Source organism: uncultured Maribacter sp. (genome assembly GCF_947495965.1).
Taxonomy (GTDB): domain Bacteria; phylum Bacteroidota; class Bacteroidia; order Flavobacteriales; family Flavobacteriaceae; genus Maribacter_B.
In genome coordinates this window covers 813,463-831,480 of sequence record NZ_CANMBB010000001.1, presented here as the reverse complement: position 1 = coordinate 831,480, position 18,018 = coordinate 813,463, and the positions used below count along the sequence as shown (strand labels likewise).

General features: G+C 31.7%; 16 protein-coding genes. 10 read left to right on the top strand and 6 right to left on the bottom strand.

Annotated elements, in window-relative coordinates:
- Positions 1-445: 445 nt before the first annotated feature.
- Both Q0820_RS03330 and Q0820_RS03325 read right to left on the bottom strand, forming a co-directional pair.
- Positions 446-1,093, bottom strand: coding sequence for a gluconate 2-dehydrogenase subunit 3 family protein (locus Q0820_RS03330; RefSeq protein WP_298485074.1), 648 nt, complete (start codon positions 1,091-1,093; stop codon positions 446-448).
- On the bottom strand, positions 1,093-2,808 hold the full coding sequence (locus tag Q0820_RS03325) for a GMC family oxidoreductase (RefSeq protein ID WP_298485072.1): 1,716 nt from the start codon (positions 2,806-2,808) through the stop codon (positions 1,093-1,095). The genes Q0820_RS03330 and Q0820_RS03325 overlap by 1 nt, the downstream gene beginning before the upstream one ends.
- A gap of 170 nt (positions 2,809-2,978) precedes the next feature.
- Here Q0820_RS03325 and Q0820_RS03320 point away from each other — a divergent pair, with 170 nt between their 5' ends.
- From Q0820_RS03320 to Q0820_RS03305, 4 genes are read left to right on the top strand one after another with little or no spacing between them, the layout of a single operon-like run.
- Positions 2,979-3,983 (top strand): sugar phosphate isomerase/epimerase, encoded by a 1,005-nt coding sequence (locus Q0820_RS03320; RefSeq protein ID WP_298485071.1) that lies wholly within the window; start codon positions 2,979-2,981, stop codon positions 3,981-3,983.
- 12 nt (positions 3,984-3,995) lie between these two features.
- Positions 3,996-4,439, top strand: a complete 444-nt coding sequence (locus tag Q0820_RS03315) for a DinB family protein (RefSeq protein ID WP_298485069.1) — start codon at positions 3,996-3,998, stop codon at positions 4,437-4,439.
- 45 nt (positions 4,440-4,484) lie between these two features.
- Positions 4,485-5,717 carry a sugar MFS transporter gene (locus Q0820_RS03310; protein WP_298485068.1) on the top strand — a complete coding sequence of 411 codons (1,233 nt, stop codon included), beginning with the start codon at positions 4,485-4,487 and terminating at the stop codon, positions 5,715-5,717.
- Positions 5,718-5,756: 39 nt separating this feature from the next.
- Positions 5,757-6,896: a Gfo/Idh/MocA family oxidoreductase gene (locus Q0820_RS03305; RefSeq protein WP_298485067.1), complete on the top strand. Its 1,140-nt coding sequence runs from the start codon at positions 5,757-5,759 to the stop codon at positions 6,894-6,896.
- A 76-nt stretch (positions 6,897-6,972) separates the two neighbouring features.
- Here the strand turns inward: Q0820_RS03305 and Q0820_RS03300 are convergent, their stop codons facing one another.
- Both Q0820_RS03300 and Q0820_RS03295 read right to left on the bottom strand, forming a co-directional pair.
- Positions 6,973-7,431 (bottom strand): ASCH domain-containing protein, encoded by a 459-nt coding sequence (locus tag Q0820_RS03300; protein ID WP_298485065.1) that lies wholly within the window; start codon positions 7,429-7,431, stop codon positions 6,973-6,975.
- 57 nt (positions 7,432-7,488) lie between these two features.
- Positions 7,489-9,192 carry a GMC family oxidoreductase gene (locus Q0820_RS03295; RefSeq protein ID WP_298485063.1) on the bottom strand — a complete coding sequence of 568 codons (1,704 nt, stop codon included), beginning with the start codon at positions 9,190-9,192 and terminating at the stop codon, positions 7,489-7,491.
- Between the two features lie 181 nt (positions 9,193-9,373).
- Here Q0820_RS03295 and Q0820_RS03290 point away from each other — a divergent pair, with 181 nt between their 5' ends.
- The 5 genes from Q0820_RS03290 (at position 9,374) to nadD (ending at position 13,427) form a co-directional block, all read left to right on the top strand.
- Entirely contained in the window at positions 9,374-10,426 is a 1,053-nt protein-coding gene (locus Q0820_RS03290; RefSeq protein WP_298485061.1) for a sugar phosphate isomerase/epimerase, read from the top strand.
- Between the two features lie 69 nt (positions 10,427-10,495).
- Entirely contained in the window at positions 10,496-11,269 is a 774-nt protein-coding gene (locus Q0820_RS03285) for a DUF1080 domain-containing protein (RefSeq protein ID WP_298485059.1), read from the top strand.
- Positions 11,270-11,395: 126 nt separating this feature from the next.
- Positions 11,396-12,253 (top strand): YicC/YloC family endoribonuclease, encoded by an 858-nt coding sequence (locus Q0820_RS03280; RefSeq protein WP_298485058.1) that lies wholly within the window; start codon positions 11,396-11,398, stop codon positions 12,251-12,253.
- Positions 12,253-12,831, top strand: a complete 579-nt coding sequence (gene gmk / locus Q0820_RS03275) for a guanylate kinase (protein WP_298485057.1) — start codon at positions 12,253-12,255, stop codon at positions 12,829-12,831. The genes Q0820_RS03280 and gmk overlap by 1 nt, the downstream gene beginning before the upstream one ends.
- Before the next feature lie 11 nt (positions 12,832-12,842).
- Positions 12,843-13,427, top strand: a complete 585-nt coding sequence (nadD, locus tag Q0820_RS03270) for a nicotinate (nicotinamide) nucleotide adenylyltransferase (RefSeq protein ID WP_298485056.1) — start codon at positions 12,843-12,845, stop codon at positions 13,425-13,427.
- Positions 13,428-13,514: 87 nt separating this feature from the next.
- Here the strand turns inward: nadD and yiaA are convergent, their stop codons facing one another.
- Positions 13,515-13,982 carry an inner membrane protein YiaA gene (yiaA, locus tag Q0820_RS03265; RefSeq protein WP_121063975.1) on the bottom strand — a complete coding sequence of 156 codons (468 nt, stop codon included), beginning with the start codon at positions 13,980-13,982 and terminating at the stop codon, positions 13,515-13,517.
- Positions 13,983-14,137: 155 nt separating this feature from the next.
- Here yiaA and Q0820_RS03260 point away from each other — a divergent pair, with 155 nt between their 5' ends.
- Complete coding sequence (locus Q0820_RS03260) at positions 14,138-15,604, top strand: hypothetical protein (RefSeq protein WP_298485053.1); 1,467 nt, start codon at positions 14,138-14,140, stop codon at positions 15,602-15,604.
- 11 nt (positions 15,605-15,615) lie between these two features.
- On the opposite strand, the gene Q0820_RS03255 is transcribed toward Q0820_RS03260, so the two are convergent.
- Positions 15,616-17,916: an inorganic phosphate transporter gene (locus tag Q0820_RS03255; RefSeq protein ID WP_298485050.1), complete on the bottom strand. Its 2,301-nt coding sequence runs from the start codon at positions 17,914-17,916 to the stop codon at positions 15,616-15,618.
- Between the last annotated feature and the right edge of the window lie 102 nt (positions 17,917-18,018).

Sequence of the window (18,018 nt, the reverse complement as noted above, 5' to 3'; positions counted from 1 at the left end):
TTATTTTTTGAAGTATGGCTTAAATGCTAAAGAGAATATATATGCCATCACGTACAAAGCCAGTATGATAATATAGTTGTCCATGATTATAAATTTTTAATGTATATTTATTAGAACGGTATTGTTATTAAAAAATTACAAATTACACTATTAAAAATTTGTTAATGTACTAATTTTTAATAGTATATAGTGAAATTACTTTATTATTAATAATAAACGCTCAATATTAAATATAAGAAAAATCCTACAATTTTAAAATATTATTTACTACTTTATAATAAATGAGATTTTCACTGAATAATTAAAATATTCCTAAGCTTGCTTTAAATTTTATGAGCTGTTTTCTTATGAAGACTTCGTGGGTTTGCCTAGTACTTATTTACGGGCATAAATTAAAAAAGTGGCTTAGATAAGCCACTTTTAATTTCAAAATTTATGTTATAATTTATAAAGACCAGGCTTTGTTTTGTGTTAGCTCTTCTACATTACCACAAGCTATATATTCTCCAGGTATAGGTAGGTAGGCTAAAACCTTTTCTCCAACATATTCAGAGGTCTTATACCCCCAAATGGTCAATCCTCTTAGCTTACTAGCAAAAGCATAACAAGCAACATCATCAGAAAGTGTACCAGAGCCATTATTGGCAATAGATCGGTTATATTCTGCTATGGCTTTGTCATTTACTTTTTGTTGCCCTTTACTTATTTTTAATGCTTTAGATAAAGACATCTCTAGATTAGCTGTGGTTATGTCTCCTAGAGACTCTTTTCCAGAATCTTTTAATGCTGTTTTAGTAAATGCATTAAATGTAGTTTTAAAAACATCTTGCTGTTCTTTAGGCATTACTTCTTTAGAAAATTTATCTATAAATAAATGCACTTGTAATTCAGAAGCAGAAGGAGTATCTGTTGCTGGTAGAATTAAATCTACTAAAGAGATTAAAATTTCTCCTTGTTCTTTAGTAAAAAAATCAGGTGTCCATTCTAATACCTTTTCGGTTTTACAACTTTGAACAATGCTTAGTAGGGTAGGTGTGGCTACTACGTAGCCAAGAGATAACCCCATATTTTTTAGCGCTTTTCTTCTATCCATTATAGTAATCCTTTTTTTAATTGTTCAGCAGCGTGGTTAGCAGCTCTGGCAGTAAATGCCATATAAGTTAATGATGGGTTTACACAACTAGACGATGTCATAAAAGACCCATCAGTTACATAAACATTTTTTACATCATGTAGTTGATTGTTTCCGTTTAATACAGATGTCTTACGGTTTCTTCCCATACGAGCTGTACCCATTTCATGAATTCCTAAACCTAATGCGGCAGATGTATCATCATAACCTTCTACATCTTTAAAACCAGCCTTGGTAAGCATTTCTATGGCAGATGCTTGCATATCTTTACGCATATTTCGCTCATTTTCTTTTAATTCGGCATCAAATGTAACCGTAGGTAGCCCCCATTGGTCTTTTTTATTATAATCTAAGGTAAATCTATTGTCTTCATAAGGAAGAACTTCTCCAAAACCTCCAATTCCAACTGTCCATCCTCCAGGCTTTAAAATAGACTCTTTTAAATTTTTACCATACGATAATTCGGCAACAGCATCTTCCCAATTACCTCTAGAAGCACCACCTTGATAGCCAAAACCTCTTTTGTATTCTTTTGTGTTACTCTCTCCTCCTAAATTTCTAAATCTTGGAATATATATTCCGTTTGGTTTTCTTCCTTTATAATATTTATCTGTAAAACCATCAACTTTTGCTCGCGCACCAACTTTTAAATGGTGGTCCATAATATTACGTCCTAATTGATCAGATGCGTTACCCATACCATTAGGAAAACTTTCTGACTTAGATTGCATTAAAATAGAGGTAGATGCAATAGCAGAAGCACACAAGAAAATTACTTTTGCTTTAAATTCAAACTTTTCTTTAGTTATTCTATCTATTACTTTAACGCCTGTAGCTTTTTTTGTCTTTGGGTCATATATAACTTCATGAACAATAGAATCTGGTCTTAATGTCATGTTTCCTGTACGCTCTGCAGCAGGTAATGTAGAAGATAAACTACTAAAGTAAGCTCCAAAAGGACACCCTCTTATACATCTATTTCTAAATTGGCATTTTGTTCTGCCATCAAATTCTTTAGTTCCTGTTATATGAGCAGTACGTCCAGCAGTTACTACACGGTCATTAAAATTTTCAGCAACTTTTTCTTTTAAGTGATCTTCTACGCAATTAAGATCCATTTTTGGAAGAAATTTACCATCAGGTAGTTGTTCTAAACCTAAATTCTCTCCACTAACACCTATGTATTCTTCTACCTTATCATACCAAGGAGCAATATCTTTATAACGTACAGGCCAATCTACAGCAATGCCTTCTCTTTTATTTGCAGTAAAATCTATATCACTTAAACGATAACTTTGTCTTCCCCATTGTAAAGAACGCCCACCAACATGATAACCACGCATCCAATCAAAACGTTTCGTTTCGTTGTATGGGTGCTCTAAATCATTAACAAACCACATAGAACTAGCAGATTTAGTAGTGTAACCTGTTCTACTTTGCTTGGGTTGTTTTGCAAGTTCTTCTTGTGTAGGTTCTCCTCCATTTGGAAAATCCCATGGGTCTTTATGAGCAGTTTCGTAGTCTTTTATATGGGTAACCATTCTACCTCTTTCTAAAACTAAGGTTTTTAAACCGTTTTCACACAGTTCTTTAGCAGCCCATCCACCACTTATTCCAGTCCCAACAACAATTGCATCGTAAAAATCTTGTTCTTCGTTATAATAAAATTTGCTCATGTATTAATTGTTTAATCCCTAAATTTATTAAATATAAAATTAATTTTCTACATTTATTTCCCTTAATAATTAGGAATGATTTACTATAACGTTGTAGTATTTTACAATTGTGCAATACGATAAATACCACTATTTTTGACATATAACCAAAAAATGGAACCCAAAAAGATATGATAAAGAACAGTATTGTAAACACTAGAATTAAATTATTGGTATTTATTTTAATTACTACTATATATTCTTGTAAAGAAGTGAAAAAAGAAACTTCAGAAAAAGAAACTACTAAAGAAGAAGTAGTAGTTAGTACGAACCCTTTTTTTAAATTATCATTAGCGCAGTGGTCTATACATACCATGATAAAAGAAGAAGGGGTGGATCCTTATACATTTGCAGAAAAAGCAAAAAAGTGGGGATTTAGCGGTTTAGAATATGTAAGTCAGTTATACAATCCTGAATTATCTAAAGCAAATTACTCTAAAGAAGCAATGGCTTCTTTTGTAGAAAAATGTAATGCAGAAGCTAAAAAGCACGGGATGCAAAATTTGATTATTATGATAGATGGTCAAGGAAAATTAGCGGTATCCGATGCTAAAGAAAGAAAAATTGCAGTAGAAAAACATTACAAATGGGTAGATGCTGCAGCTGCAATGGGTTGCCATTCTATACGAGTTAATTTAGCGGGTAGTGATATTCCTGAAGAATGGAAAAAAAATGCTGTTGATGGTTTAACACAATTAGCAACCTATGCTAAAACAAAGAGTATAAATATAATAGTAGAAAATCATGGAGGTCTTTCCTCTAATGGAGCTTTAGTAGCAGAAGTTATGGAGCTTGTAAATATGGACAACTGCGGAACATTACCAGATTTTGGTAATTTTTGCATCAAAAGAAATGATAAAAAAGATAGATCTAAGGGGTGTGCAAATGAATATGACAAATACCAAGGGGTAAAAGAATTAATGCCTAGAGCCAAAGCAGTTAGTGCTAAAACACATGATTTTGATGTTCATGGAAATGAAACAGAAATAGACTATGTAAAAATGCTTCAAATTGTTAAAGATGCAGGGTATACTGGTTTTATAGGGGTAGAATATGAAGGTAAAATACTAGGAGAAGAAGAAGGTATATTAGCAACAAAAAAATTGCTAGTAAATGCTTCTAAAAAAGTTAAATAATTAATAGGTATTATGAAGGGTTTTTTTAATCAGATGTTTGATTATAATTTTTATTGCAATAAAAAAATAATAGAACAGTGTAATGCAATGGAAACGGTTCCTGATGATACAATTAAATTATTTAGCCATATTTTAAATGCCCACCATATATGGAATGGTAGAATACTAAAGATTCCTTCTAAATATTCTATATGGCAATTACATGATGTTAAAGAGTGGGAAGATATTCATTATGAAAATCAAAGAAATTCTTTTGAAATAACAAGTAATGCAGATGATTTTGAAGATAGAATAGATTATGAAAGTTCTGAAGGCCGGCTTTTTACAAATACACTTCAAGATATGTTATTTCATATTATAAATCACTCTACACAACATAGAGGACAAATAGCAAAAGGCTTTAGAAAAAAGGGGCTAGACCCTCTAATTCTAGATTATGTTATTTACAAAAGATAGTTTTAGAACTTAACAACAACACCAACTAATTAAATATATAAGGAAATGAAAGAAGTAAATAAAAACCAAATATTTTTAGCAGCCTGTATTTCTCTAATTGTAACATCTATGACGTTTGCAATAAGAGCAGGTATTTTAAATCAATTAGGAGTAGATTTTGAAATTTCTAATAAAGAATTAGGTTGGATAAATAGTATGGCTTTTTTAGGATTTCCTCTTGCAATGATTCTTGGAGGGTTGCTATATAATACTGTTGGAGCTAAAAAATTAATGATTGTTGCCTTCATATGTCATATGTTAGGTTTATTATTAACCATTTTTGCAGGTGGTTTCTGGACGTTAATCATATCCACCTTTTTTATTGGCTTTGCAAATGGTTCTGTAGAAGCAGCATGTAATCCAATGATAGCAGAAATGTATACTAACAACAGAACAGCAATGCTTAATAAATTTCATGTTTGGTTTCCTGGCGGTCTCGTTATAGGGGCATTAGTAACTAAATTTTTAACAGATGCTGGTATGGGATGGCAAACTTTAATAGCAACAATGCTAATTCCTACCTTAATTTATGGGTATTTAATATTTACCCAAAAATTTCCTGAAAGTAAGAATATGGAATCTAATACATCTAATAATATAAAAGCATTAGCTAGTCCATTATTTATTTTTATGGCACTTTGTATGACATTAACGGCAGTTTCTGAGTTTATACCACAACAATGGATAGAAACTATTTTAGGTAGCTCTGGTGCTAGTCCTATGTTAGTATTGGCTTTAGTAACTGGTATTATGGCCTTAGGTAGATTTTTTGCAGGGCCAATTGTACATAAATTAAATCCGGCAGGAGTTCTCTGGATGTCTGCAATAATTACTAGTGTAGCTATTTATCTTATGAGTATAGTAGATGGTTCTATGATATATGTTGCAGCAGCATTATTTGCATTGGGAGTTTGTTACTTTTGGCCAACTATGATTGGTTTTGTTTCAGAATACTTGCCAAAAACAGGAGCATTAGGAATGTCTCTAGTTGGTGGGGCAGGAATGTTTGCAACATCAATGTGGAATCCAGTAATTGGTTCTTGGTTAGATGAAGAAAAAAACAATGCTTTAGCATCTGGTTTATCCGGAGCTTTAGCAGAAATTGCGGCAGGTAAAGCCGTTTTGGGAATAGTAGTGTTTTTTCCAATAGCGCTAGTTGTATTGTTTGGGATTTTATTCTTTATGCGTAATAAGATTGAAAAAAATAGAATTGGACACGGAGAAGATGTTATTGCATAAATTATATTAAAAAATAGTATAGAAATTAAATATAAGTTGATGAGTAAAAAAATTAGGTTAGGAATTCTTGGCGGAGGCGGAGATTCTCTTATTGGAGTATTACATAGAGTTGCATCACATATAAATGATAATTATCAAATTACAGGAGCTGTTTTTAATCCAGATTTTGATGCAAATATGGCTTTTGCTAAAGAAATAGATGTTCCTACAAATAGAATATATAAAGATTTTGACACTTTTGTAGAGGAAGAAATGAAACTTCCTAAAGAAGAAAGAATAGAAGTTTGTTCTATTCTTACGCCTAATTTTTTACATTTTCCAATGGCAAAAAAGTTGTTAGATAATGGTTTTCATGTTATTTGTGAAAAACCAATGACAACAAGTTTAGAAGAAGCAAAAATATTACAGGAAGCACATAAAAAATCAGGAGCAGTTTTTGCTTTAACGCATACGTATACTGGATATCCAATGGTACGTCAAATGCGAGAAATGATTAAGTCTGGTGCTTTAGGAAAAATACATAAAGTAGATGCTTCTTATTATCAAGGATGGATAAATACAATAATACATGATCAAGAAAAACGTTCTTCTGTTTGGAGATTAGACCCTAAAAAGGCAGGTATTAGTTCTTGTATAGGAGATATAGGAGTACACGCTTTTAATCTAATTGAGTATACTACAGGATTACGAATAGATACTATTTTGTCCGATTTTAATTATTTATATGAAGACAACCAGATGGATGTAGATGGTACTGTTTTAGTGCGTATGGGTGATCATGTAAAAGGATTAATACGTTCTAGTCAAGTTGCTACAGGAGAAGAAAATGGGTTAACTATTGCAATATATGGGGAAAAAGCTGCCTTTAAGTGGGAACAGGAAAATCCTAATTTTTTATATAAGTTGAGTGATACGGAACCAATGCAAGTGTATAAGCCTGGGCATGCCTATAATTCCGATTTATCTTTAGGAGGTACAAAATTACCTCCAGGACACCCAGAAGGTATTTTTGATTCTATGGCAAATATTTATTTAGGAGCTGCCAAAGCAATTAGAGGAGAAAAGTATAATGACGGAGAGTTTCCTACGATGTTAGATGGCGTTCGTGGAATGAATTTTATTGAAGCTACAGTAGAATCTCATAAAGCAGGTAATACTTGGGTTACATTAGAATCTTAATCTAAGAAATAATAATTTATAAAAAATGCAGCCCTAAATAAGGGCTGCATTTTTTTATATCTTATATATTAAATAGTTATCGTTTAAAAACAACATTAAATTCATGGCAAACCACAATCATACTCTCGCTAGGTTTGCGATTAAAAGTACCTAATTCTCTAGTGTAGTAATCCCAATGTACTTTTTTCCAATGCGCTAAAGATTTTTCCCCTTCTTTGTTGGCATAAGAGTCATCAATACTAAAATATGGTTTTAGAGTAACTTTAGTAGTTTCTACAATACATTGTGCTTCCCCTTCCCAGTTGGTAATAACTGTAAAGTCTCCTATTTTAGGAAGTCTCTCTTTTCTGTTTTGAATGCCAATAAGAGAATCTGTAGTAGCTTTTTTTATGCCAGATTTTACAAGATTAGCATATTCATTAGCATCCTTCTCATTATCACAAAATTGGATTGTTTTTGGAGCCTCATGAAAAGCATCTTCTAAATGCTTATCTAAATAATCTCCCCACATATTCCTTGCTGATGAATTTTCCATTATTATTAAACGCGTTTATAGTTTTTAATATTGCTAGTGTTACGCAATATAGTAATTTTAAGAAAACGTACCTGCTTTAAATTCCCTTGCAGCATGGTTTGCAGCTCTTGCTGTAAAAGCCATATAAGTTAATGATGGGTTTACACAACTAGAAGAACTCATAAAAGCACCATCTGTTACATAAACATTTGGTACACTATGTATTTGGTTGTATTTATTTACGATAGATGTTTTAGCAGAATGTCCCATTCTTGCACCACCCATTTCATGTATTCCAAGTCCTGGTCCTGTTTCATTATCGTAGGTATAAACATCTTTAAAACCTGCTGCTTTAAATGTTTCTTCAATAGTTTTTAAAATATCTTTTCTCATGTTTAGTTCATTTTCTTTAAACTCTACATCAAAAGCAAGTTGTGGTAACCCCCATTTGTCTTTTTTAGTTTTACTTAGCATAACCCTGTTATCGTCATAGGGTAACATTTCTCCAAAACCAGTGGCGCCAATTTGCCATTGTCCGGGTTTTAAAATGTGTTCCTTTAATTCTGCACCGTAACCCATTTCGGCTATTACTTCGGACCAATTACCTCTACTTGCTCCACCTTGGAAACCAAAGCCTCTAAGATATTCTTTTCGATTAGTTTTTTTATCTAGGTTTACAAACCTTGGAATATAAAATCCATTGGGTCTTCGTCCTTTATAATATTTGTCTAAAAAACCATCTACTTTTGCAGATGCCCCTAATTGGTAATGGTGGTCCATAATTCCTCTTCCTAATGCGTCAGAATCATTTCCAAGTCCATTAGGAAAACGTTTAGACTTAGATTGTAAAAGTATCCCAACAGAAGCCACTGCAGATGCGCACAAGAATATTACTTTGGCTTTGTATTCTATTTTTTCATTAGTAAGTGCATCCATAATTTTTACACCAGTAGCTTTTTTTGTTTTAGCATCATAAACCACTTCGTATACAATAGAATTGGGTCTTAATGTCATATTGCCGGTGCGTTCTGCTGCAGGTAGTGTAGAGGAGTTACTACTAAAATAACCACCAAAAGGACAGCCTCGACTACATCTATTTCTATATTGACAAGGATTTCTTCCTTCAAACTTCGCGTTTTTATCCGTAAGGTGTGCCGCCCTACCAATAGTTAAAAGCCTACCATCGTCAAAAGAAGCTGCCATAGATTCTTTTAAGGCTTCTTCTACACAGTTTAAATCCATAGGAGGTTGAAATTTACCATCAGGAAGCTGTTTTAACCCTAAATTTTGTCCACTTACACCAATATATTCTTCCACCTTATCATACCAAGGAGAAATATCTTTATAGCGCACAGGCCAGTCTACACCATATCCATCTTTTTTGTTTGCTTTAAAATCAATATCACTCCATCTATAACTTTGTTTTCCCCAAGTTAAAGACCGTCCACCTACATGATAACCACGTATCCAATCAAAACGTTTAATTTCTTCATAGGGGTGTTCCAAATCATTTACAAAAAAATGTTTGTTGTCTTCTTTTGGTGCCCAACCAACTCTACTTTGTATATGTTGTTTCTTTTTGTCTTCTTTAGAAAGTTCGCCTTTAAGAGGATAATCCCAAGGATCATCATTCATGGTTTTGTAATCTTCTATATGTTTAACCATAGGGCCACGTTCAAGCACTAAAGTTTTTAAACCATTTTCACATAATTCTTTAGCTGCCCAACCTCCAGTTATTCCAGTTCCTACTACTATGGCATCGTAAATTTCTTCGTTATTCATTGCACTTTTTTAAAAATAATAATGATGTTATGCCTATATTTATAACGTATCTGGCGAGATATTGATAATATGGCAGAATAACACTAAATATACTTCATATTCATAAAAATTTCTTGCAGGAAAGCAAAATAATTCACAGAAAAACGCGAAATATTACGAAAAATATACTAAAATCATTAAAATGAAAACAATAAAAGGCCCTGCTGTTTTTTTAGCACAATTTGTAGATAGTAAAGCTCCATTTAATGCCTTAGACGGTATGTGTAAATGGGCAGCAGATTTAGGATATAAGGGAATACAAATACCTACATGGGAATCTTTTTTAATAGATTTAGATAAAGCTGCTGAAAGTCAAACCTATTGTGATGAATTAAAAGGAAAGGTTAATTCTTACGGATTAGAAATAACAGAACTTTCTACACATTTGCAGGGACAGTTAGTTGCAGTTAACCCAGCTTATGATACTATGTTTGATGGTTTTGCTCCTGACGCTGTTAAAAACAATCCCAAAGCAAGAACAGAATGGGCAATAGAAACTGTTAAAAAAGCAGGTACTGCTAGTAGCCGTTTAGGGTTAAAGTCCCATGCAACTTTTTCTGGAGCTTTACTTTGGCATACTATGTATCCATGGCCGCAAAGACCTCCAGGATTAGTAGAATTAGGTTTTGAGGAACTTGCAAATAGATGGATGCCTATTCTTAATCATTTTGATGATAAAGGGGTAGATGTTTGTTATGAAATTCACCCAGGAGAAGATTTACATGATGGTGTTTCTTTTGAGCGTTTTTTAGCAGCAACAAATAATCATAAACGTGTAAATATGTTATATGACCCAAGTCATTTTGTGTTGCAAAACTTAGATTATTTAACATATATAGATCATTACCATTCTTTTATAAAGGCTTTTCATGTAAAAGATGCTGAATTTAACCCAACGGGTAAGCAAGGTGTTTATGGCGGGTATTCGGATTGGATAGATAGAGCAGGTAGATTTAGATCTCCAGGAGATGGTCAAGTAGATTTTAGCGGAATATTTTCTAAACTTACACAATATGGTTGCGATGTTTGGGCAGTTATGGAATGGGAATGTTGTATGAAGAGTCCTGAGCAAGGTGCTCGTGAAGGAGCTCCTTTTATTCAGAAACATATTATAGAAGCAACCCAGAAAACATTTGATGATTTTGCTGGTAGAGATACAGATAAAGATGCCTTAAAAGGAATTTTGGGGATTTAAAACAGACTTTTTTATACCGTTTATAAAATGGTGTTTTACCAAAAAAATTAAAATTAAAGAATTATAAAGATGAAGAAATTACGTCTAGCTTTTGTGCTTGTTGCATTTGTAGTGAATAGTTGCTATAGTCAAAAAGAAATAGTCACAGAAAATAAAGGAAAAGAGCCAACAAAACCAGAGGAAACCGAATTTTATGAGCCGGTAGTTCCTGTTGTAAAAAAGAATGCTAATGGAGTTCCTAGTGATGCTATTGTATTATTTGATGGGAAAAATTTAAACAACTGGGAGCATACTAAAACTAAAGAAAAAGCTTCTTGGCTTATTAACGAAGATGGAAGTGTAACGGTTAAAAATAAATCCGGGGACATACAAACAAAGCAAAAATTTGGTGATATACAATTGCATATAGAATGGCAATCGCCAGCAGATATTAAAGGGAAAGGACAAAATAGGGGAAATAGTGGTGTTTTTATACAAGGCAGGTATGAAGTGCAAATTTTGGATAATAATGATAATGATACCTATGTTAATGGTCAAGTTGGTTCCGTTTATAAACAGCATACTCCTTTAGCAATGGCATCTGTTCCTAGTGGAGAGTGGAATGTTTATGATATTGTGTATCATGCTCCTGAGTTTAATGAGGCAGGGGTAAAAGTAAAATCAGGCACATTAACAGTATTCCATAATGGTATACTTATTCAAGATCATGTAGAAATTAAAGGAACAACACCATATATAGGATGGCCCAAAAATCCTCCACATGGCAAAGGTCCTATAAAATTACAAGACCATGGAGATAATAGTAGAGTAAGTTATAGGAATATTTGGGTAAGGGAGTTGTAGATAAATAATTTAGATATAAAAAAGCTGTTTAATTAAACAGCTTTTTTTATAGGCTAACTTTTAAAAATAAGGCATATGCTTTTAAATAGTATGCTTTAATTATCTTTGCAGGCAAATAATCTATATATGATTCAATCCATGACAGGGTTTGGGAAACATGTAATACAACTTCCCTCAAAAAAAATTACAGTAGAGTTAAAGTCCCTAAATAGCAAAAACTTAGATTTAAACGCAAGAATGCCTTCGGCATACAGAGAAAAGGAATTAGAATTGCGAAAGGTAATTGCAAGTTCTTTAGTTCGTGGTAAGGTAGATTTTGGATTGTATATTGAGAATACAGGGGATAGTACTTCTGCTCAAGTAAATGAAGTTGCAGTAAAACAATACATGAAGCAATTACAGTCTATTGCAGATGGAGATTCTATACAGCTCTTAGAAATGGCATTGCGTATGCCTGATGCTATGAAAACAGAGAAAGAAGATATAGATGAAGAAGAGTACGCTTCTATAAAAGAATCTTTAGTTGTGGCTTTGCAGGAAATTAATAAATTTAGATCCGAAGAAGGAAATGTATTAGAATCCGATTTTAACTTAAGATTAAGTAAGTTAACTTCCTTACTGGAAGAGGTTAAGACTATAGATCCAGAAAGGCAAGCAACTATAAGAGAAAAGTTAGAAAAAGCTGTTGCGGATTTAACTGTAGATGTAGATGCTAATAGGTTTGAGCAAGAACTTATTTATTACCTAGAAAAATATGATATTACTGAAGAAAAAGTACGTTTAAAGAACCATTTAGAATATTTTACAAAAACGTTAAGCTCATCTGACAGTAATGGAAAAAAGCTTGGATTTATATGCCAAGAAATAGGGAGAGAAATTAATACTATAGGTTCTAAAGCTAATTATGCTCCTATGCAACAAATAGTAGTGCAAATGAAAGATGAGTTAGAAAAAATTAAAGAACAAATGTTGAATGTTTTATAATGGCAGGAGGTAAATTAATAATTTTTTCGGCACCATCAGGAAGTGGTAAAACTACTATAGTTAGGCACTTATTAGAGCAACCAGATTTAAATTTAGCATTTTCTGTTTCTGCAGCATCTAGACCTAGACGAGGAAAAGAAAAAAATGGAGAGCATTATTATTTTATGACTGTTTCAGAGTTTAAGAAGCACATTAAGAATGATGATTTTTTAGAGTGGGAAGAAGTATATAGAGATAATTTCTATGGTACTTTAAAAACAGAAGTAGAACGTCTTTGGGCAGAAGGGAAAAATGTAATTTTTGATATAGATGTTGTGGGCGGATTACGTATTAAAAAGAAATTCCCAAAAGAGACATTAGCTGTTTTTGTAAAACCCCCAAGTATAGATGAACTAAAGATTAGACTTAAAAAAAGAAGCACAGAAAGTGATGACAAAATAAATATGCGAATTGCAAAAGCTGGAGTAGAACTTGCTACAGCACCACAGTTTGATAAAATTATTAAAAATTACGATCTAGATATTGCTTTAAAAGAGGCACATGACCTTGTAGATAGTTTTGTGAATCCAAAAGAATAGTAAGGTAATAAATGAAAAAAGTAGGTCTTTATTTTGGCACTTTTAACCCTATACATTTAGGCCATTTAGTAATTGCTAACCACATGGTAGAGTTCTCAGATTTAGATGAGGTTTGGTTTGTGGTAACCCCGCAAAGCCCTTTTAAAACAAAAAAAACCTTATTAGACAACAACCATAGATACCAAATGGTATATGACGCTGTAGAGGAGTATCCTGCATTAAAGCCAAGTAGAATTGAGTTTAATTTACCACAACCAAATTATACCATAAATACTTTAGCAGTACTTTCTGAAAAGTATCCAAATAAATATAATTTTTCTTTAATAATGGGAGAGGATAACCTTAAAGGTTTGCATAAGTGGAAAAATTATGAAATTATCTTAGAAGATTATGCTGTGTATGTATATCCTAGAGTTTCTAGTGGTGTTGTAGAGCATCAATTTAAAAATCATCCTAAAATACATAGGGTAGATGCTCCTATAATGGAAATTTCATCCACATTTATTCGGAAAAACCATAAATTAGGAAAAAACATTAAACCTTTATTGCCAGAAGTAGTTTGGAAATACATAGATGAGATGAATTTTTATAGATAAAAAAAGACCGCCTTTTTTTAAAGCGGCCTTTCTATAAACATCAAAACGCAACTATTAGAATTACGTTTTAATGCTTTTTTAAAATACTTATTCTAGTTCTTCTAAAAATTTAAGATCACGAGTGTTTTTTTGCACTGCAATTGCAGAAAATAAACTTAAGGTAAAAGACATACCGTAAAAGCCTTTTTCACTCAATAGTAAATCTGCATTCCAAAGACCAATAACTAATAATACAATAGAGGTTATAGTTGTAAACCAACTAATTCCATAATAAGCTTCGGTAACAGGGAGTCCTTCTTTTTTGTCGCGTACACTCTTTTGTACAGATACTACGGAGAATAACCCAAATAAAAGAACGGTAAAATAGTACCCTTTTTCATTCAGTAGCATATCTGCATTCCATAGACCAATACAGAAAGAGACCATTCCTAAAAGCAAGGCACTCCATGATGCAGATATAAAAGCTGGTGTAGGTTTTAAATCATAATCTTGCTCTTTTTTTTCTTTTTCTAATCGTGTATTCTTTTTTGTTTCTGTAAACATTTGATTTTCCATACTATTTTATTTTGATGTTTAGTATGGAACAAAGGTGCAACGGCCAAAGTGTTTTTTATACTCAAAAAATAAAAATAACTTACGATTTAATATTATCTTTTATATATATTTATTACTATTTATAAATAATAATTAAATATTTTACTTACGATTAAATGAATAAAATTTTATTAATAATTAACTCTTTATCTACAGAAAATAGGCAAAATTTTATCTTATGGTTAAAAAATAAGAACCGTAGAGGAGATGTTAAAAATGTTATTCTATTTAATTATTTATTAAAAGGAGAGACAAATGCTTTAGATGTTAAGCTTTATGGTAAACCAAATAAGAATGCTTTTCATGCTTTATGCAAAAGACTCCAGGATAGTTTGCTAGATTTTATAGCTACTAAAAGTTTTGAAGGCGAAACCTCTGAAGAGTTAGAGGTTTTAAAATTACTGGTGGTAAGCCGTTTGTTCTTAGAACAAAAAGAATACAAGCTTGGTTATAACACTCTAGCCAGAGCAGAAAAGTTAGCCAGTTTTATAGATCATTACTCTTTACTAAATGAAATTTACCATACCAAAATACAATATGCACATTGTAATCCTTTAGTGGATCTGAATACTACATTTAAACTGGCAGATAGTAATATGGAGGCTTTTCAAAAAGATTTTAAATTAAATATGGCTTATGCAGAGATTAAAGAAAAGATTTTAATAACTAAATCTTTAGAAAAAATAGACACTATTGTAGAAACTGCATTTACAAAATATAAGGTATCTATAAATGCCTCTTTGTCCTATAAATCTTTGTATCAATTAATGAATATAACTTCTGTTACTGCAAAACTGCAGCGTAATTATTATAGGATTACGCCATTTATAGAAGAAGCATATGCTATTGTAAATAGTAAAGAAACATTAGCCCATAAACATTTATATTACCACATAGGTATTTTACAAGTTATGGCAATGGTACATTTTAGGAATAAGAGTTTTAAAAAATCCATGGCATTTGTAGCAAAGATGGAAAAAGAAATGCTAAAAAATAAGAAAGCGTACTATAAGCGATTTTTAGCAGATGTAACAGTGTTAAAAGTTTTGAATTACAACTATACTGGAAATTTTAACAAGGCTTTGCAAATATTATCTAAAAACAAAACTGAGGCTTTGGACATACAGTTAATACATACTATGTGTTTTTTTCAACAGAATAGATTTAGAGATGCTTATAGTATTATAAAAAAATTATACCATAGTGATATTTGGTATGAGAAAAAAGCGGGTTGGTTATGGGTTTTAAAAAAGAGCATACTAGAAATTTTATTATTAATAGAGTTAGATGAACTGGATTTAGTTTTATTGCGAGTAAAGAGTTTTAGAATTAAATTTAAAGAAAGGCTAATTGCAATAAAAGAAGAAAGAGTTTTAACTTTTATACAGTTAGCGCTTACATTTTATGAATCTCCTAAAAATGTGAATACACCATCTTTTAAAGAAAGAGTAGAACGTTCTTTTGATTGGAAAGATAACCGCGAAGAAGATATTTATGTGATGAGTTTTTACGCTTGGCTAAAAGCAAAAATGGAAAACAGAGAATTATACACTACTACTTTAGAGCTAGTTTCTTCACAATAAAATCTTATTAATTAAGAATCTTTATTGTCAATGGTTGCAGGCTTTACAGAGCTATCATGTTCTTTATAATAAGACTCTAATAAGTTCATTGTTGCAGTTATTAAATCTTTAGTTTCTAATAGTAGTGTAAAATATAAAGTAGTGTTTTTAGGACTAGATTCTTCTGTTCTAGTTCTTGCTACTTGTTTTTCTATTTTATCTGAAACTAAATTAAAAAGATTGTTTTTGTGTTTAACAATACTTTCAATTTCTTCAAAAGACCTATTTTCAAAAACTAACTGTGTATCTGTAAGTAATTTTTTTAATTCAATATCTATTTCCTTTAGCTCTTTAATTTGGTTATACTTTAATTTTTTGTGATTGTTGCTAATATGTTTGTGTGTAATTTTAGCAATATATTCTAAAGACTGTGTCATGGCTTGTAAATAGCCTAAGATATTTATATAAAAATTACTAGCACCCACACTTGCTTCATCTAAATTTTTTATAAAATAAAATATATGGTCTCTTAAATCGTCTATTTCTTCAGAAAGTCGTACAACCCCTTTTTTATTCTTTTTAAGAGTTTCTAAATCTTGTTTTGCAAGGCTATTAAAGCTTGTTGTAAATATTTTATTAGCCCTTTTAACTACTCTTGCAACGTTGTGTGCGCTTTCTTCTATAACGCCTTGTATAGAGCTACTTTCTGCCTTACTTAAGCTATCTTCTTCTTTAAGAATTTTGCTTTTCCTGTTATAGGAAATGTAACTTCTTAGCAATAAGAAAAATACTCCAAAAAGTAAGATGCTAATAGCTATACCTTTTCCAAAATAAATTATGGTTAAAATACCACCAGATGCTATAAAGGCAATTAAAGCAGTACCAAACCACCCACCAATAACATTTAAAACTCCAGCTACCCTATATACAGCACTTTCCGCTCCCCATGCTCTATCTGCTAAAGAGGTTCCCATACCTACCATAAATGTAACGTATGTAGTGGATAAGGGTAGCTTAAAAGAAGTTGCTATAGAAATTAAGATACCTGCAACCATTAAGTTTACAGCAGCACGTACCATATCAAAAGCTGGTAAATCTTGCGGTTTGTCTTTAGATATAATTGGGGCTGTTTTTGTAAATTGAACTTCTATTTTGTTTTGCATATTCTTGGGCAAAATACTTGTAAAAATTTCAGAAGTATTTACTGCAAACCTAACTAAAGAACGAGAAATAAAATTAGGTTGAAAACGTTCTTTTATTCTTTCTTGGCTAGATAAATCTATAGATGTTTTAACAACAGCCTTAGCTTTACTTGAAAACCAAAGCGTAACAACCATAATAATGCCAGCAATAAAAAGTAATATGTTTGGTGTAGGAACTTTTTGGGACAGTATTTCCATGCTAAACTTAGTTGCTAAAATCCCAGAGGCTTCCCAAGCTTCATAAGATTGCCAAGCAGCAATAGGAACACCTATGAAATTCATTAAATCGTTACCTGCAAAAGCAAGCGCTAATGCAAAAGTACCAACTGTAATTATTAGCTTATAAATATTGATTTTAGTAAAAGATGTTACTAAGAACGATAAAGCAATAAGAATAGAGAATGTAAAAAAAATAATTAAAAAAGGTTTTTGCTCTATAAACGATTCAAGAGTAATATTTCCTATTATTTTAAAATTATGTTGTACTAGTGTAGTTCCTTTAATACCCTCAATTAGGATAAAATAAGAAATTGCAGTTAAAGCTATACCTCCAAAAACCGCACCTATCCATTTAGGTTTTTTATTAAAATCAAAAGAAATTAATAGCCTAGTTAGCCATTGAACAAGAGCTCCTATTGTAAAAGCAATTAATATAGACACTATAATTCCAGCTATAATTATAACAGCTTTTTCAGTATTTATATATTGTGCTACTTCAGAAAAAGAGCCATTACTATTTGCAATTTTAATTAATGCCATTGCAACTGCAGCACCTAGTAATTCAAAAACTATAGAAACAGTTGTGGAGGTAGGCATTCCTAAGGTGTTAAAGAAATCTAACAACAGAATGTCCGTAATCATGACAGCCATGAAAATGAACATAATTTCGTTAAAATAAAACTCACCAGGATTAAAGATGTCTTTACGAGCAACCTCCATCATACCACTAGAAAAAATGGCGCCACATGCAATACCAATGCTAGCTACAATCATTATGGTTTTAAATGAAATAGCTTTAGAACCAATAGCAGAATTTAAAAAATTTACAGCATCATTACTAACTCCGACCACTAAATCAGCAATTGCTAAAAAAGCAAGTGCCACAATCATTATTAAGTAAAAATTATCCATAAATTTAGTAAAGAAATAAATCGGCAAATATCTAAAAGAAGTTAGATTTCAGTGTTATCTAAAGGTTATATTTTCCGATAAATTTGATAGATATATTTATAT

Bases quoted from the DNA above. Each gene is read 5' to 3' on its own strand.
- Q0820_RS03330 (WP_298485074.1), bottom strand. From the start codon at position 1,093: ATGGATAGAAGAAAAGCGCTAAAAAATATGGGGTTATCTCTTGGCTAC.
- Q0820_RS03325 (WP_298485072.1), bottom strand. From the start codon at position 2,808: ATGAGCAAATTTTATTATAACGAAGAACAAGATTTTTACGATGCAATT.
- Q0820_RS03320 (WP_298485071.1), top strand. From the start codon at position 2,979: ATGATAAAGAACAGTATTGTAAACACTAGAATTAAATTATTGGTATTT.
- Q0820_RS03315 (WP_298485069.1), top strand. From the start codon at position 3,996: ATGAAGGGTTTTTTTAATCAGATGTTTGATTATAATTTTTATTGCAAT.
- Q0820_RS03310 (WP_298485068.1), top strand. From the start codon at position 4,485: ATGAAAGAAGTAAATAAAAACCAAATATTTTTAGCAGCCTGTATTTCT.
- Q0820_RS03305 (WP_298485067.1), top strand. From the start codon at position 5,757: ATGAGTAAAAAAATTAGGTTAGGAATTCTTGGCGGAGGCGGAGATTCT.
- Q0820_RS03300 (WP_298485065.1), bottom strand. From the start codon at position 7,431: ATGGAAAATTCATCAGCAAGGAATATGTGGGGAGATTATTTAGATAAG.
- Q0820_RS03295 (WP_298485063.1), bottom strand. From the start codon at position 9,192: ATGAATAACGAAGAAATTTACGATGCCATAGTAGTAGGAACTGGAATA.
- Q0820_RS03290 (WP_298485061.1), top strand. From the start codon at position 9,374: ATGAAAACAATAAAAGGCCCTGCTGTTTTTTTAGCACAATTTGTAGAT.
- Q0820_RS03285 (WP_298485059.1), top strand. From the start codon at position 10,496: ATGAAGAAATTACGTCTAGCTTTTGTGCTTGTTGCATTTGTAGTGAAT.
- Q0820_RS03280 (WP_298485058.1), top strand. From the start codon at position 11,396: ATGATTCAATCCATGACAGGGTTTGGGAAACATGTAATACAACTTCCC.
- gmk (WP_298485057.1), top strand. From the start codon at position 12,253: ATGGCAGGAGGTAAATTAATAATTTTTTCGGCACCATCAGGAAGTGGT.
- nadD (WP_298485056.1), top strand. From the start codon at position 12,843: ATGAAAAAAGTAGGTCTTTATTTTGGCACTTTTAACCCTATACATTTA.
- yiaA (WP_121063975.1), bottom strand. From the start codon at position 13,982: ATGGAAAATCAAATGTTTACAGAAACAAAAAAGAATACACGATTAGAA.
- Q0820_RS03260 (WP_298485053.1), top strand. From the start codon at position 14,138: ATGAATAAAATTTTATTAATAATTAACTCTTTATCTACAGAAAATAGG.
- Q0820_RS03255 (WP_298485050.1), bottom strand. From the start codon at position 17,916: ATGGATAATTTTTACTTAATAATGATTGTGGCACTTGCTTTTTTAGCA.